Here is a 15,322-nt window from a genome sequence, read left to right on the forward strand (position 1 = left end):
AGCACGACCTTTCTGTTTTCGGAGCATGCCGTGATATGGGATTATATCAAGTGTATTTCCTCGTATTATATGGTCAATACTTAATCAGTCAATCAAGAATAATTTCTACATTTGCGAAAATGCTTTGCATTAAGATCTTCGGACAATGGTAGAAGAGTCAACACAATAAAAAAGTAGAGAGCAATGAATTTATCTCACATCGAACATCTCGGTATTGCGGTCAAAAGTATCGAAGAAGCCCTCCCATACTACGAAAATGTATTGGGACTCAAGTGTTACAGCATTGAGGAAGTACCCGACCAAAAGGTGCGTACCGCATTTATGATGGTAGGGCAGACCAAGCTGGAATTGTTGGAGCCGACCTCTGACGAAAGCCCTATTGCCAAATTCATAGAAAAGCGTGGAGAAGGTATCCATCACATTGCTTTTTGTGTGGAAGATGCCAACGAAGCATTGGCCGATGCCGCCTCTAAAGGCATTAAGCTGATCGACGAAAAAGCTCGCAAAGGAGCAGAGGGCTTGAATATCGGTTTCTTGCACCCGAAGAGTACTATGGGTGTGCTGACCGAGGTATGTGATCATAAATAATAGTAACGACCCTACGGGCGACCGGACAGTGCCGACTGCTTTCCGGCGAGTATGCCTGTATGTCATGAAATAGCAAACCTAACTATTTAGAAAAGAATATGAGTTTTCAACTGGAAAGAGTAAAAGAGCTGATCCAATTGCGTGAAAAAGCTCGCCTTGGTGGTGGAGAAAAGAGAATTGAGGCCCAGCACCAAAAAGGTAAATACACCGCTCGTGAACGTATAGCAATGCTGTTGGACGAGGGTAGCTTCGAGGAATTGGATATGTTCGTCAAGCACCGTTGTACCAACTTCGGAATAGACAAGACACAATTCCTCGGCGATGGTGTAGTGGTCGGTAGTGGTACGATCGACGGCCGTTTGGTATATGTTTTCGCACAAGACTTCACCGTATTCGGTGGTGCTCTCTCGGAAATGCTTGCTTCCAAGATCTGTAAGGTGATGGAGCTGGCTATGCGTATGGGTGCTCCTGTGATCGGTCTGAACGATTCGGGCGGTGCACGTATTCAGGAAGGTGTGAATGCTCTTAAAGGATACGGCGAGATTTTCGAAAACAATATCCTTGCTTCCGGTGTGATTCCTCAGATTTCCGCCATTTTCGGCCCATGTGCCGGCGGTGCCGTGTATTCTCCGGCTCTGACAGACTTTACCATCATGTCGCGTGGTACGAGCTATATGTTCCTCACAGGTCCGAAGGTTGTAAAGACCGTAACGGGTGAGGATGTAACGCAGGAGCAGCTTGGAGGAGCAGACGTGCATGCCTCCAAGAGCGGTGTGGCTCACTTTGCAGTTAATAGTGAAGAAGACGGTATCCGTCTGATCCGCCACCTCTTGAGCTTCTTGCCCCAGAACAATCTGGAAGAGGCTCCCTATGTGGAGTGCGATGACCCCATCGATCGTCTGGAAGACTCATTGAACGAAATTATCCCCGACGAGGCTAACCGTCCTTACGATATGTACGAAGTGATCGGATCTATCGTAGACCATGGCGAATTCCTCGAAGTACATCGTGATTATGCCAGGAATATCATCGTTGGTTTTGCTCGCTTCAATGGCCAGAGCGTAGGTATCGTAGCCAACCAACCACAGGTGATGGCCGGCTGTCTCGACTCCAATGCATCGCGTAAGGCAGCTCGTTTCGTCCGCTTCTGCGATGCTTTCAATATTCCTTTGGTTACTCTGGTGGATGTGCCGGGATTCCTGCCGGGTACTGGCCAGGAGTACAATGGTGTGATTACGCACGGAGCCAAGTTGCTCTATGCTTACGGTGAGGCTACTGTGCCTAAGGTAACGGTTACGCTGCGCAAGGCATACGGCGGTGCTTACATCGTGATGAGCTCTAAGCACTTGCGCAGTGACATCAACTATGCATGGCCCTCTGCTGAGATTGCAGTGATGGGTCCGAGCGGAGCTGTAGAAGTAATTTTTGCCAAAGAGGTGGCAGCAGCCGAGAATCCTCAGCAAGCAGCATTGGAAAAGGAAGAAGAATATCGTCAGGCTTTTGCCAATCCGTACAATGCAGCCTCTTACGGCTACATGGATGATGTGATCGAGCCTCGCAATACTCGTTTCCGCATTATTCGTGCTCTTGAACAGCTTCGTACGAAAAAGCAAACTATTCCGGCTAAGAAACACGACAATGTGCCTCTTTAATAAGAGGAGTTTAGTGCATCGACCATGAATATTAGCAGGTTTAGCCATATCCTTCTGACTTTGTTTGTCATAGCCTCCGGACAGCTCTTTGCCCAGCAGGCAGCACAGCTTCGCTTGAATGAAGTGATGACCCTGAATGTGCACAACTATCAGGACAGCTATGGCAATCATAAGCCGTGGATTGAAATATACAATTCTTCAGCCGCTACGGTGGATATCAAAGGTTGTTATTTGACCGATGATCTATCCAAGTTGAAGAAGTATATGATTCCCAAAGGAGATGTTATGACTGCGATAAAACCGCATCAGCATCTACTCTTTTGGGCAGATAATGATCCGTACAAAGGAACTTTCCACCTGAACTTCACCCTCGACCCCGAAGTCTCCACCATCATTGCCTTGGTGGATGCAGACGGACGAACGATCATCGATAGCATCCGTATTCCTGCCGGTATACCGGCTGACTGTAGTTACGGGCGTTTGATCGATGGGGTAGGAGAGATAGGGGATGCTTCTGCTTGGGATATATTGCCAAAGGTTACACCAAGCACCAACAACATAATTCTCGATTCGAATGCCAAACTGGATCGATTGAAGGAATCCGATCCTTTAGGCGGTATTATGACACTGACAGCTATGATGGTTGTCTTCTTCGGTCTGTTGGTGCTCTCCTTTGTCTTTTGGCTCATCGGCTCTCTCTCGATTCGGATATCCAATCGTAGAGCTATCGAGGCCGGTGCAGGTCTGCGCATGCGTTCAGCCACCCGCGCCGGTATAAGCGGCGAGGTTACTGCTGCTATCTGTATGGCTTTGAGCGAATCGCAGAATGACGTTCATGATATTGAGAATACCATATTGACTATCCGACGGGTGGAGCGCAAGTATTCACCATGGAGTTCTAAGATATATGGATTGAGATCTCCTATCGAAAGGCATATGTTCACAAGTAAACATGATAGACAATGAAAGAAAAAGATAAGAAAGCTGCCCCCACTAAAAAAGCAAAAGCTACTACCCCCAAGACCGGAAAGGCGAAGAAAGGAGCTATGACGGACGACATCTATGCTGCTATCTCGGTGGCTCTCTATCAAGAGACCTATGAAGCTCATGATGCTGAACCTATGAGGCTCACGATCAAGCGTCATCGTCATTCTGCTTGGAGTTTGAAGACGCTTATGCTTCGTCAGCTTCCTAAATAATCTCATTCAATCACGACATTAAAAAACATGACAAAACAATGAAAGAGTATAAATATAAAATCAACGGAAACGAATACAATGTCGTTATCAACAGCATCGAAGATGGATTGGCAGACATCGAAGTTAACGGTACTCCCTATAAGGTGGAAATACTTGCCGAGAAGAAAAAAGCATCGAAGCCTGCAATCAAACATCCGACCGTCACGGCTGCACCTGTAGCAGCTGCACCCGTTGCCCCTGCAGCTTCAGCTTCAGCTTCAGCCGGAGGGCAAGGTACAGGCGTCAAGTCTCCGCTTCCCGGTGTCATCCTTGACGTTTGCGTTAAGGTCGGAGACGAAGTCAAGGTCGGCCAGAAGGTTGCTGTTCTCGAAGCCATGAAGATGGAAAATAATATCAATGCGGATCGAGACGGTAAAATCGTTGCCGTGAAGGTCAACAAAGGCGATTCCATCCTCGAGGGTTCTGATATCGTTATAATCGGCTAATGATATGACCGGATTCGGGAGCTTCTTAGCAAACAATATCGAGGTATTCCTCTCTTACACAGGCTTCGCCAATGCCACACTCGGCCACTTGGTGATGATTCTGGTCGGATTGCTATTCATTTTTCTGGCCATCCGGTATGAGTTTGAGCCTATGTTGCTCATTCCGATCGGATTTGGAATCCTCATTGGTAATATCCCCTTCAAAGATGCCGGTCTGCAGATCGGTATTTACGAAGAAGGATCGGTGCTGAATATCCTCTATCAAGGGGTAACTAAAGGATGGTATCCGCCGCTCATATTTTTGGGTATCGGTGCGATGACCGATTTCTCTGCTCTTATCGCTAATCCGAAGCTGATGCTGATCGGTGCGGCAGCACAGTTCGGTATCTTCGGTGCCTACATATTGGCTTTGTACCTTGGGTTCGAACCCAACCAGGCCGGTGCTATCGGTATTATCGGAGGAGCAGATGGGCCTACGGCTATCTTCCTCTCGTCCAAGTTGGCTCCGAACTTGCTGGGTGCCATCGCAGTCTCTGCATACTCCTATATGGCCTTGGTGCCGATCATCCAACCTCCTATTATGCGTCTTCTGACCACGAAGAAGGAGCGTATGATTCGGATGAAACCGCCACGTGCCGTGTCTACTACGGAGAAGCAGATATTCCCGATAGTGGGGCTGCTGCTTACTACTTTTCTTGTGCCTTCAGGTTTGCCCTTGCTGGGAATGCTATTCTTCGGTAATCTTTTGAAAGAGAGCGGTGTTACTCGGCGTTTGGCTGAGACGGCACGTGGCCCGTTGATCGATGTCATTACCATTCTTTTGGGCGTTACGGTGGGAGCTTCTACCCAGGCCACTCAGTTCCTGACATGGAACTCGATCAAGATTTTCATTTTGGGAGCTTTCTCTTTCATCATTGCTACGATGGCCGGTGTTTTGTTCGTGAAGATTCTCAACCTCTTCTTGCGACACAAGCTCAATCCATTGATCGGCAATGCAGGGGTTTCTGCTGTACCCGACTCTGCACGTATTTCACAGATCGAAGGCCTAAAGGCCGATCCGACAAACTACCTGCTGATGCACGCTATGGGGCCTAATGTGGCCGGTGTGATCGGCTCGGCGGTTGCTGCCGGTATCTTACTCGGATTCCTCGCCTAAGAGAGTTTCCATAATCTCAATATGCCGTCCATTGAACAGCCTTTTCTGTTCGGTGGGCGGTTTTTTCTTTTGCATCCGGCAAGGAGCAGTTGCGCTAATAATACGACAGCTATTTTTCCAATCCTTGCTCGAAGAGGGCATCGACAGAAGTGAAAAACGTCTCAGCCTGCACCGCTGCAGGCTGAAGAGAGAAGGATCTTAGGCCTAAAAACAACTAAGAAAATCGGTATTGTGACCGAAAAATAGGAGCCCAAAAGTTTTCAACAGCGAAGACGAGTTTAGAATCATTCCAAATAAGTCGGCTCTAAGAAGTCTGATTTTGATGAAAAGAGATCGGCATACGCCCTTTTTCAGATCGAAATACCTTTCCCTTCATGTCGAATAACGATCTATATATAAACCATTTTCAATTTATATATAAATCGTTTCTCATTTATATATAAAACGTTTTCAATATATATACAGATCGAAAATGATTTGTATATAAATCGCAGCCCCCAAAACGCTATCTCGTAAGCTGATAAAACAAAGGCACCCACCCGATTCTCTTATAAATCGGGTGGGTGCCTTATATGTTATAGAAGCTATCGAATGCCTATTCGTGCTTACTCCTCATGGAATAAAAACTCTTTTGTCCACATACCACGATGGTATATACCTGTATAGGCCGGATGAAACCCGCCTAATGACCGTATAGAAAGAGAGAAGTCAGAGAGTATCATATTTGTTGTAATTAAGTAGTTAGTAAACGTTCGTAAAGCTGTTCGATAGACAAACCCTCTCTGATATACCACCATTTACATTGCCGAGAGCACTCTATCGCTCTGCAAAAGTAGCAAAAAATCCCAGCCGTATAGGCCCGGTTGCTGCACTTTTATCGTTATCGCTATTGGTATCGAACAGCTTGTTCGAAAAGACGAAGCTCTGAACTCATTTCTCAGTTTTTGCCTTAAATTTGTTCCGTTATTACACTTGCTATTGAAAAGTGCGAGCTGTTGATAGCCAATTTCTTTTGCTTAAATCATTGAATCTGATCAAAAAATAGACTAAAGTTTGTCTGTGAAAGCCCATTTGCAAATGAAGAGTAAATGGATATTTATACAATGGTTTAAATATAATAATATAAGAATGAAAGACGACTCTACAAATAAATTTGGCTCCTTGAATTTAGCGGTTCTTGTCCTTTCCGTTTATGTTCTTGGTGCATTGATCGTTGATACGACAATAAAGTTGCCCGAAGAAACTTCCCGACTTCTGAATTATATTGATCTTGCTATTTGTATATTCTTTTTTGCCGAGTTTTGTATCAGGTTGTACCATGCTGATAGTAAGATGAAGTTTATGCGTTGGGGTTGGATTGATTTGGTTTCGAGTATCCCGATGATAAATTTTTTGCGGTTTGGTCGAGTTTTTAGATTGATTCGTCTATTCCGAATTTTGAGGGCTTTTCGCACGACAAAGGAATTTGTTACCTATGTTTTTAGAATCAAAGCACAGGGCGCATTTACTTCAGCCACGATTTTAGCCATCTTATTGATCATTTTCTCTTCCATAGCGATTCTTCAAGTCGAAAATGCGCCGACCAGCAATATCACAACAGCGGAAGATGCTATTTGGTGGTCTTACGTTACGATCACAACTGTCGGCTATGGAGACAAATACCCCGTAACAACCGAAGGAAGAATCATTGCAATGTTTTTGATGACTGCAGGAGTAGGGCTTTTCGGAACTTTTACAGCCTATATTGCTTCCTTATTTGTCTCAGATAACAAAAAAGAAGAAACAGAAACAAAAGAATGATTGTCAATCTTATTGCTGCTGTTGCCTGATATTGAGCAGAATAACAGCTGATACCGCTTCCACTTAATTCCACTCATGAACTCTATTATCAAATAGATGGTTGTACAACGAAAGGGGCAAGTTGTATTCTTTTCCGATTGGAGGAGATAGATTGACACCAATGCATTGTTTAGATTCTAATCTGTTTTGAAGGTATAAGATTCCCGATTAAATACATTGGCAGTGCTAAAAAACAAATCCCTCAGTAAGGCGGTCGGCCTTGCTGAGGGATTGTTATAATTGTCCTAAGGACAGTATAATGCTTTAGTAGGAGTAGGGCGAGAGTTTTATTGCTCGGGGGCAAACATGGGATCCCATGCGGGCAGGCGTATGGGCGTGGTCTTCAGGATGTCGAGCACCTTGGCCGGTACATACTTCTTGTTTACAACCAAACGGAATGTATAGGCATCGAACCATTCGTCAGTGATGATCAGGTGACCCTGTGCACCGTTGTTGGCTCCCCAACTGTTCTCTACCATCCATTTGGTGGGCTTGCCGTTCGCGTCCAGATCCACTGCCATAAGTGTCATGGCGTGCGTAGAACCACTATCGAATGTCTGTATGCGTTCCTTCTTGCTGAGCGTGAATTCTTCGCCGAGCAGTGAGGCATAGTCGTTATTGTCCATAGCCAATATGCCACGAGTACGATCCAACTCCTTACCAACATCGCAAGAGTAGTACATCATGGTGCTGTCTTTGATGGATGCGATAGCCATCTGCTTGAGGTCTTCCATCGGTACATTCACGTATGTCCAGTTCTTGCCGTCGTAGTTGTGGCGGTCATAGTCGATCTCAAAGAGTTTGTAGAAAGGACGACTGGGATCGTTCATGATCATGACGTAATCCTCGCGCATATCTTCATGCACAAACTGCTTGAAGAAGCTCTGCGGTGTGTATTTCTGTGTAGAGATCACCTTGCCGGATGCATCGCGCATGCTCCATGTAAACTCCGTGGGAGGCTCCCCGAGGTTCATGACGAGCAGACGATAGACACGCTTGAGAATGTCTTTCTTCTGTGCTTCCAGCTTCGCCTCACCGGCTCCCTTTTCGGCAGCCTGACGCAAGCGCATACCACCTTGGCGCAGTACTTTGGAGAGGATGCGGTTGAGGGATGTGGTATTGTTGCTATTGCGAGTCTCGGGCATCACCTCGGCAGGTACGAGACCGTACTTCATCAGATTCTCCGATACACCGGTGTATTGTCCGCCGTCGCCAATCGGATTTTTGAAGAGCCATTCCACCATTTTGTCGTCAATCGGTTTGTTTCTGGTGTCGATGATCCCTTGCAAGAAGAGGTTGGATTTCTCCAATTGATCCCAAAAGAACGAATAGTTGTGGGAGAAGAAGAAAGAATCCATATTGTTGTCCGTTATCATCCTTGATCGCAGGACATTCATGCCGGTGAAGAGCCAGCAACGGCCACTTTGCTGCTGATCGGATATGCCTTTGCTTTGGACACGATGGCTAAACTGAGCGTCGGGAAAATCCGTCTTGGCACTGTTTGTAAAGGTCATACCGTTAGCTATGACTGCATTGCGCAAAGCTCTATCGGCCGGTGTGCCGGCATAAGATGAGCGGATCTCTTCGAGCACTTTGGGTGTGAGAGCTCCTTTTGCATTCTGAGCCTGCATCGATCCTGCTACGGAAGCAGCAGCAAACGCAAGCGATGCAACAAAAATCTTTTTGTTCATTACCTATTAGTTTGGATTAAAATGTTGTTTGCGAGAGAAAAAGGCTGTGTGTCAGCGAATCACTGCGAAGCGAATTAGTTTGGACTTTTTCGATGCCGGATCGTACACTGCAACGGCATATACGCCCGAAGCTACCCTATTGCCATCGGCACCTCGAGCATTCCATTTGACTTCGGTGGTTACGCTCTCAGTCTGGTATAGCAGTCTGCCGGTGGTATCGGTGATTTTGACACTACAGCCGGCTTGCAGTCCGGCAATGGTGACGCCATCGGGATATTCCGGTCTTAGCGGATTGGGGTATACATAGACGCCGTCCAGTTCGGAAGCTGATCCACTCCCCGTACCCGTTTGGAACGTCATCAGTCCGTCCGCCGTACCGATGTACAGCAGTCCGTTATCGTCATTTAAGGCCAGGGATAGTATGTTGTTAGAAAGCAAAGGGCTGTTTTCTACGGTAAATTGCGCGAGGATCTTACTGCAATCTTCCGAAAGGAGATAGAGTCCTGTCCCTTGGGTGGCGACCCATTTGTGATTGAGTTTGTCCACGACGATGTCTGTCACCGTCACCTTGTCCAGCACATAGTACAAATTGGGTTCTTCTCCTCCGACCGGCCGAACAGCGATAGGGGTAGAAGTCGAGGACAATACTCCGGCGGCATTGTAGACGCCGAAAATGCCTATATCCGATCCCATCCAGACAGAGCCGTTATGATCGACGGCCATTGCATAGATAGTCTTATGTCCTATGGCTGCCCCGAGGCGATTGACAAACTGCTCGACGTAAAGATGGCTGTCGTCCGAAGTCGTTTCCGGTGTACCCCGATCGTTGAAGATCAAGACACCTTTGCGCGTGGATCCGCCACTACGGTGAAGTATATTTACCCATTTGTCTCCGTTGGGTAGGATAATCATATTGCCGAAGGAGGCCAGATTGGCTACATCCGGATAGCTGAAAGAATGCCATGTGCTACTCTGCGGATCGTACATGAAGATGTTCTTGCCTACGGCACCGAGCGTCCCCCAGAGGTTGCCCTTATTGTCGAAGGCAATCGCTTTCACACGGGCATCTCCGGGATTACATTCTGCGATAGCAGTTTCGTTTCCCGAATAGCGAGCTATCGCTTTGCCATCCTTGAATTCGAACAGACCGTTTCCCCATGTACCGACAAAAAAGTGATCGGGGTCTCCGTTGGAAACAGCTATATCGACAGCATCATTGAAACTGAATCCGCCGCCCAACTGTTCCTGTACGGTCTTCTTGTCGAAGTTAGTCCATCGGTTGCCGTCGTATAGCTTCACCATACCGGCATGTCCCATCAGGTTTGTTCCCCAGAGTCCGCTGGCTGCATACAGACGTCCGTGACTAAACCGCATCTCGTAGAAATCATTGTCCCCCGGTCCGTCGAATGCTACAGGCATGGCTTCGGCCGTACTTCCCTCTGCGAGAAGAAGTGAAGCCAAACCTTCTTCTCCCAATGCTATGTATGCCGTATTGCTTTCGCTCATGGCACCGACACCAAGGACGTCGGCTATAGGAAATTGTGTCGTTTTGCGACCTTTTTCTATGAAATAAATTCGATTCTCGGCACAGATGAACAGACCACGATCTGTCACATGCAGTCGTGAATCGGCGGAGGAAGAGAGCAATAGCTCCGGCTCTAACGATTGGTTTGCAGCGACATATACACGGCCATCGGCGAGCAGGAAACAGATGTCTTCCCCGACAATGCCCAGACCGGTGACCGAGCCCATCGGCAAATTCAAAGACAAGGCTGTCCATGCGGCCGGATCTTGCAGGTTATCGGTCTCTTTTCCGATGAAGAGCTGCCCTTCTTTCAGCATCAGCAAGCGATCATTGTCCAACTTAGCCACATCGGTCACCTTAGTTCCCTTGGCGTAGGTAGCCGGTATGCGAGCTTCGGCGACATCCAGAACGGAGAGGCCGAATCCTCCTGCCAAATAAGCCCTGTTGCCTACGATCAAAAGGCGATTGAGCGTTTTGTCTATCAAATCGATATTGTCTTTCAATGCAGGTACGTTGGTCACACGGCCTGCTTCGTCCAAGATGTCGATATTGCCTGATGCATAGTATATGACCAAGGATTTTAGTTGCTCGGAGTAGGCTATGCTGCTTACCGATGTATCGCTGAGTCCGCTGATACGGTCGAAGATCTTTGCCTCATGGGGAGCTTCTTTGCCCACCGAGTAAAGTACTCCGTTGGCTACGGCAAAGACTTTCTTGGGCGTTTCTACGGCTTTTTCCGTCTTGTGGATAGCCAAGAGGGTATTCCAAATGCCTTCCTCTTGAGCTTGGAGAGAAAAAGAGGTGAACAATAAGCAGACGACAAGAGCCTGCAAGAGGCTGAATCTTATTTTGCACATAATAAAAAATCGCGGAGCTGTGCCACCGCCAAAGCACGATGACTGATTTGATTTTTGGTTTCTTCTCCCATTTCTGCAAAGCTGAGCGTGTGTCCCTCCGGGATGAAAACGGGGTCATAGCCGAAGCCGCCCGATCCTCTGCATTCAGATGCTATGGTACCTTCGATCTTCCCTTCGAAGAAGTGTTTTCCATGATCATCGATCAGGGCGATCACGGTACGGAAGCATGCTTTTCTGGGATGTGGTACACTGCTCAATGCTTCGAGTAGTTTCCGTACATTGGCATCGGCATTGGTCGGTTCTCCTGCGTACCGTGCAGAGTGGACGCCGGGTGCTCCGTCAAGAGCTTCTACTTCCAAGCCTGTGTCGTCAGCAAAGCAAGGTAAACCATATCGTTTGTGAACAAATTCTGCTTTGAGCAAAGCATTTCCCTGTAGTGTGTCGGCCGTTTCGGGAATATCCTCCCGACAACCTATTTCGTCCAGCCCGACAATCTCCACCTTTCCCTCAAGAATATGACGAATCTCGTTGAGCTTATGTGGATTGTTTGTGGCAAAAATGAGTTTTTCCATTATTTTTGTTAGACCGTGCCCCAAGCAAAAGTGGAGCGAAATTCATAACGTAGCAAAAATAAAATAATATATGGACATAGAGCAAGCTCGAGAGCTATGCTTGTCACTGCCACAGGTGGAGGAGAGTTTCCCGTTCGATGATGTTACGTTGGTTATGAAAGTAGCCGGCAAAATGTTTGCTCTGATACCCCTTGATTCCGAAAAGAAAGTCATCGCACTCAAATGCGATCCCGATCGGTCCGAACATTTAAGGATGCACTACGAGGGTATCACAGGGGCTTTTCATATGAACAAACGACATTGGAACAGCGTAGCTTTGGACTCGGATGTCCCTGCCGATCTGATTGCACGGCTCATCCGACATTCGTACGCTCTTGTTGTATCCAAACTCCCTAAATACATCCGTACACAACCGCCTTTCGATGGAGTCCAAGAAGAACAGTTGGTCTGAAGAGTATCTGATCCATCTGCCCGAAACGGCCAGCACCAACTCCTATCTCTCCGATCTTTTGATGCAGGATCCCGACCTGCCTGCGTGGACCGTGGTCATGACAGACAATCAGACTGCGGGACGAGGACAGCAGGGCAATAGCTGGTTCGCGTCTTCGGGCTTGAACCTGACCTTTTCCGTTCTGCTGAGGCCGACCATGCTTCCTGCGCAGCAGCAATTCGATCTCTCCCGATTGTGTGCTCTCTCCGTGCTCCATACACTCTCCGACCTTCTTCCTTCTGCCGAGATGCTCAGCATCAAATGGCCGAACGATATATACTATGGAGACAGGAAAATAGCAGGCATACTGATCGAACACAGCCTGACGGGCAGCAACCTCGACTACAGCATTCTGGGTGTCGGTCTCAATATCAACGAAAGCGACTATCCGAGCTATCTCCCCAATCCTACATCGGTCCGGATCATTCTGGGGCATTCGGTAGATCGTATGGAGATATTCCGCTCTTTTATGCAGGAGATGCGTTCACTCTACAGACACATAGAAGAGCATACTGCCGACCAGCTTCACACTCGTTATATGCAGTGTCTTTACAGGAGGGTAGGGTACCATCCCTTCCAAGATAAGGAAGGGCGTTTCGATGCCATAATTGCCGATGTATTGCCTTCCGGAGAGCTGTTGTTGGTGCGTGCCGATGGTAGAAAGTCCTCATATGCTTTCAAAGAAATCGCCTATGTCCTTTGTTGATTAGATTGTTCCATTACCTGTTTCTGACTTCCTTATGAGAAAATCCGATCGTCTCGACATTCTCTTTCTGCAACTCGTAGCTGTTACCTCTCTCGTGTTGTGCCATGCAGCTCCTCGTCAGCTGGACAACTTACCGTCGTGGTTCCCTTTCTACATAGAGCATTTCTATATGAGAGTTCCCCTCTTCTTTTTTATTTCTGGTTTTCTGTGGGCTTTGGGGGAAAGAAAGAGGGTAGGGAAAACGGCTTATCAGGTGATCAGGAAAAAAGCCAAGCGTTTGCTTCTTCCTTACCTCTTTATGGGGACGGTGGCATTCCTGCCTAAAGTCCTACTGAGTGCCTACACATACCACCCGATGGAGGCCTCCCTTTCCGGATATGTCAGCAGCTTTCTTTTTCCGGCAACGAATGCTATTCGCTTTCTGTGGTTTTTGCCCTGCTTGTTCAGTCTATTTTGCCTGGTTGTTTTTTATCCTCGGAAGTGGATGGAGGGACCGAAGATTTTCGGAGCTTACCTCATCGCCTGCCTTCTGCATATAGTCACCGAATACATCCCTGTGGCATTCGAGGATGATCCTTTCTGTATTATAGCAGCCTTTAACAATTTTCACTACTTCGTTCTGGGTATGATGTTATACCGCTATTCCGATCGTATAGTTTCCAGACGAGTATCGGTAGCCCTGCTTATCGCTTTCCATGTGGCACTTTTCTCCCGTTTCTTTATGCCCGAGCAGTCATCGTTCTTGGGGGTATTGAACTGGTCTTATTATACCCTGTTCATTGTTGTCCTTTATGGCGTGTCGGTAAAAATCGGAGACAAGGTGATGCCTGCTCCATTGCTCCACGGTATAGGGTTGTACAGCTATCCTATATTCATTTTTTCATGGTTCGTGCTGGTCGCATTGAGAATAGTCCTTTATGACCGCTATGAGCTGAGCACCATGATGATCAATGGAGCTATTGCCATTAGTTTCATAGCCGGTTTGTTCATACCGCTTTACCTGTCCAAGTTTTTGGACAGGAAACTTCCGGTTTCTCTCAAGCCGTTGGTCGGATTGTAAGCAGACGCAGAGGAGCTGCGCAAGAAGGGAAAGTTAAGGTTTGAACTTACGAAGAGAAAAACTGTCGATAACGAACGGACTCAAAGACATGATTCCGGCCGAATCAGGGAAGCCTCGCAAATAGCCATAGACACGGCTCACACTCGCAGAGTCCGGCACTGAAGTTGTCAGCATATTTATTCCCGGATTCACAGGTCGGCTGACCGTAAGAACGGTATTGTCGGTGCAAACCAATTGGAGAAACATCTCCATCGTTGCATCAGGACGAAGTTGTAGACCTCTCAGCCTCGTGACAAATTCCAATCGGGTGCCTTCCTTATAAGCTGTACCTGGTGTGATGATGAAAGACCTGTTCAGGAATGGCATCTCCTGCCGGTAGAAACACGTACTATCTCCGGCCAGCATATTGATCGAATCCAGTTCGTAGAACGAACCATCGAGCATATCCATCCCTTTCTTCTCACGCTCCAACGTAATCTGCTTGTCCAGATCGATTCGCTGCTTTTCCAGTTCATCCCGAACGCTTTGGCAGATGGCGATATACTCTTCCAAATCATGGCGACCATACCACATCAGCGTGCTGTCGTAATCCATGCGAGTAGTGCCGTACTTGGCAAACAGATTGGTGTAAACCGCTTCACGAACACTATCCGTCAAATTCGGATCGTATATATTAGCAAAGTGACCATCGGCCACATAAAGTTCGACCATCAGATCCTTCAACTTCTTTTTCGGGATCTTTTTATAGCCGCTTCGGCTACAACCTCCCAGTAGTGCAAGAGAGGCTATGCTCACAATCAATATGACGTACAAACGTCTCATTCTCTCTTTGTTGGCTCGGAATCCTCTGTGGTGCCTTCCGGCAATGTCTTTTTCCCATCGAGCAGGAGACTCACCGTACGCGGATAACATACCAATAGCAGTATCAACCCGATGGAGATACAGGAATCGGCAAAGTTGAAGACCGGATGGAAAAAGACAAACTCTTCACCTCCCCAGAAAGGAAGCCACGAAGGAAATACTCCCTCTATCAAAGGGAAGTAAAACATATCCACTACTCGACCGTGAAACCACGTCTCATAGCCACCTCCTGAAGGAAATAGTTGTGCAATCTGTCCGTGACTGCCGGAAAAGATGACCCCATAGAAAATAGAATCGATAATATTCCCGATACCACCGGCAATGATCAGAGACAAACAAGAGAGAAAGGCGAGTGTATGCTCTCGCTTTCGTACCAATTTGGCCAATAAATAGATACAAAAGCCCATGGCAACGATGCGAAAGAGACTCAAGAAGAGTTTGCTCCCTAATTCTATTCCGAAAGCCATCCCGGGATTTTCCACGAAATGGATCTGAAACCAAGGGGCGACAACGTGCGACTGCCCCAGTACCATAGTCGTCTTCACCCATATCTTGATCACCTGATCTACGACCAGAAGCAAGACAATGAGAGCTGCGACTACTTTTCCCTGAGGCAGACGGGAGAGAAAAGAAGCCATCTA

The 15,322-nt window shown here is 47.3% G+C and carries 15 protein-coding genes; 10 read left to right on the top strand and 5 right to left on the bottom strand.

Features of this window, described 5'->3' with window-relative positions:
- The first annotated feature begins 183 nt into the window (after positions 1-183).
- From mce to PGN_RS02410, 7 genes are all read left to right on the top strand, one after another.
- On the top strand, positions 184-588 hold the full coding sequence (gene mce / locus PGN_RS02380; RefSeq protein ID WP_004584034.1) for a methylmalonyl-CoA epimerase: 405 nt from the start codon (positions 184-186) through the stop codon (positions 586-588).
- 98 nt (positions 589-686) lie between these two features.
- A complete protein-coding gene (locus tag PGN_RS02385) occupies positions 687-2,240 on the top strand; it encodes an acyl-CoA carboxylase subunit beta (RefSeq protein WP_005874551.1) in 1,554 nt (517 codons plus the stop codon).
- Positions 2,241-2,264: 24 nt separating this feature from the next.
- Entirely contained in the window at positions 2,265-3,206 is a 942-nt protein-coding gene (locus PGN_RS02390; RefSeq protein ID WP_012457557.1) for an OadG family transporter subunit, read from the top strand.
- A complete protein-coding gene (locus PGN_RS02395; RefSeq protein ID WP_012457558.1) occupies positions 3,203-3,439 on the top strand; it encodes a hypothetical protein in 237 nt (78 codons plus the stop codon). Before PGN_RS02390 ends, PGN_RS02395 begins: the two co-directional genes overlap by 4 nt.
- 38 nt (positions 3,440-3,477) lie before the next feature.
- Complete coding sequence (locus PGN_RS02400; protein ID WP_012457559.1) at positions 3,478-3,924, top strand: biotin/lipoyl-containing protein; 447 nt, start codon at positions 3,478-3,480, stop codon at positions 3,922-3,924.
- A 4-nt stretch (positions 3,925-3,928) separates the two neighbouring features.
- Positions 3,929-5,080 carry a sodium ion-translocating decarboxylase subunit beta gene (locus PGN_RS02405; RefSeq protein WP_004584039.1) on the top strand — a complete coding sequence of 384 codons (1,152 nt, stop codon included), beginning with the start codon at positions 3,929-3,931 and terminating at the stop codon, positions 5,078-5,080.
- 1,128 nt (positions 5,081-6,208) lie between these two features.
- Positions 6,209-6,880 (top strand): ion transporter, encoded by a 672-nt coding sequence (locus PGN_RS02410; protein ID WP_230847050.1) that lies wholly within the window; start codon positions 6,209-6,211, stop codon positions 6,878-6,880.
- A gap of 326 nt (positions 6,881-7,206) precedes the next feature.
- Here the strand turns inward: PGN_RS02410 and PGN_RS02415 are convergent, their stop codons facing one another.
- Genes PGN_RS02415 through PGN_RS02425 form a run of 3 tightly spaced genes read right to left on the bottom strand, consistent with a single transcriptional unit; the run spans position 7,207 to position 11,564 of the window.
- Positions 7,207-8,610, bottom strand: coding sequence for a C1 family peptidase (locus PGN_RS02415; protein ID WP_012457563.1), 1,404 nt, complete (start codon positions 8,608-8,610; stop codon positions 7,207-7,209).
- A gap of 51 nt (positions 8,611-8,661) precedes the next feature.
- A complete protein-coding gene (locus tag PGN_RS02420; RefSeq protein ID WP_039416951.1) occupies positions 8,662-10,992 on the bottom strand; it encodes a hypothetical protein in 2,331 nt (776 codons plus the stop codon).
- Positions 10,980-11,564 carry a non-canonical purine NTP diphosphatase gene (locus PGN_RS02425; protein ID WP_012457565.1) on the bottom strand — a complete coding sequence of 195 codons (585 nt, stop codon included), beginning with the start codon at positions 11,562-11,564 and terminating at the stop codon, positions 10,980-10,982. The genes PGN_RS02420 and PGN_RS02425 overlap by 13 nt, the downstream gene beginning before the upstream one ends.
- A 70-nt stretch (positions 11,565-11,634) precedes the next feature.
- Between PGN_RS02425 and PGN_RS02430 the strand changes: the two genes are divergently transcribed.
- The 3 genes from PGN_RS02430 to PGN_RS02440 are packed head-to-tail and all read left to right on the top strand — an operon-like array spanning position 11,635 to position 13,820.
- Positions 11,635-12,015, top strand: a complete 381-nt coding sequence (locus PGN_RS02430; protein ID WP_012457566.1) for an MmcQ/YjbR family DNA-binding protein — start codon at positions 11,635-11,637, stop codon at positions 12,013-12,015.
- Positions 11,987-12,760 carry a biotin--[acetyl-CoA-carboxylase] ligase gene (locus tag PGN_RS02435; RefSeq protein WP_012457567.1) on the top strand — a complete coding sequence of 258 codons (774 nt, stop codon included), beginning with the start codon at positions 11,987-11,989 and terminating at the stop codon, positions 12,758-12,760. Before PGN_RS02430 ends, PGN_RS02435 begins: the two co-directional genes overlap by 29 nt.
- 34 nt (positions 12,761-12,794) lie before the next feature.
- Entirely contained in the window at positions 12,795-13,820 is a 1,026-nt protein-coding gene (locus PGN_RS02440; RefSeq protein ID WP_012457568.1) for an acyltransferase family protein, read from the top strand.
- Between the two features lie 33 nt (positions 13,821-13,853).
- Here the strand turns inward: PGN_RS02440 and PGN_RS02445 are convergent, their stop codons facing one another.
- Both PGN_RS02445 and PGN_RS02450 read right to left on the bottom strand, forming a co-directional pair.
- On the bottom strand, positions 13,854-14,642 hold the full coding sequence (locus tag PGN_RS02445) for a DUF4296 domain-containing protein (RefSeq protein ID WP_012457569.1): 789 nt from the start codon (positions 14,640-14,642) through the stop codon (positions 13,854-13,856).
- A complete protein-coding gene (locus PGN_RS02450; RefSeq protein ID WP_004584054.1) occupies positions 14,639-15,319 on the bottom strand; it encodes a lipoprotein signal peptidase in 681 nt (226 codons plus the stop codon). The genes PGN_RS02445 and PGN_RS02450 overlap by 4 nt, the downstream gene beginning before the upstream one ends.
- Between the last annotated feature and the right edge of the window lie 3 nt (positions 15,320-15,322).

It is taken from the genome of Porphyromonas gingivalis ATCC 33277 (assembly GCF_000010505.1).
Classification (GTDB): Bacteria; Bacteroidota; Bacteroidia; order Bacteroidales; family Porphyromonadaceae; genus Porphyromonas; species Porphyromonas gingivalis.

Bases quoted from the DNA above. Each gene is read 5' to 3' on its own strand.
- PGN_RS02440 (WP_012457568.1), top strand. From the start codon at position 12,795: ATGAGAAAATCCGATCGTCTCGACATTCTCTTTCTGCAACTCGTAGCT.
- PGN_RS02395 (WP_012457558.1), top strand. From the start codon at position 3,203: ATGAAAGAAAAAGATAAGAAAGCTGCCCCCACTAAAAAAGCAAAAGCT.
- PGN_RS02410 (WP_230847050.1), top strand. From the start codon at position 6,209: ATGAAAGACGACTCTACAAATAAATTTGGCTCCTTGAATTTAGCGGTT.
- PGN_RS02420 (WP_039416951.1), bottom strand. From the start codon at position 10,992: ATGTGCAAAATAAGATTCAGCCTCTTGCAGGCTCTTGTCGTCTGCTTA.
- PGN_RS02415 (WP_012457563.1), bottom strand. From the start codon at position 8,610: ATGAACAAAAAGATTTTTGTTGCATCGCTTGCGTTTGCTGCTGCTTCC.
- PGN_RS02425 (WP_012457565.1), bottom strand. From the start codon at position 11,564: ATGGAAAAACTCATTTTTGCCACAAACAATCCACATAAGCTCAACGAG.
- PGN_RS02405 (WP_004584039.1), top strand. From the start codon at position 3,929: ATGACCGGATTCGGGAGCTTCTTAGCAAACAATATCGAGGTATTCCTC.
- PGN_RS02390 (WP_012457557.1), top strand. From the start codon at position 2,265: ATGAATATTAGCAGGTTTAGCCATATCCTTCTGACTTTGTTTGTCATA.
- PGN_RS02400 (WP_012457559.1), top strand. From the start codon at position 3,478: ATGAAAGAGTATAAATATAAAATCAACGGAAACGAATACAATGTCGTT.
- PGN_RS02450 (WP_004584054.1), bottom strand. From the start codon at position 15,319: ATGGCTTCTTTTCTCTCCCGTCTGCCTCAGGGAAAAGTAGTCGCAGCT.
- PGN_RS02385 (WP_005874551.1), top strand. From the start codon at position 687: ATGAGTTTTCAACTGGAAAGAGTAAAAGAGCTGATCCAATTGCGTGAA.
- PGN_RS02430 (WP_012457566.1), top strand. From the start codon at position 11,635: ATGGACATAGAGCAAGCTCGAGAGCTATGCTTGTCACTGCCACAGGTG.
- mce (WP_004584034.1), top strand. From the start codon at position 184: ATGAATTTATCTCACATCGAACATCTCGGTATTGCGGTCAAAAGTATC.
- PGN_RS02445 (WP_012457569.1), bottom strand. From the start codon at position 14,642: ATGAGACGTTTGTACGTCATATTGATTGTGAGCATAGCCTCTCTTGCA.
- PGN_RS02435 (WP_012457567.1), top strand. From the start codon at position 11,987: ATGGAGTCCAAGAAGAACAGTTGGTCTGAAGAGTATCTGATCCATCTG.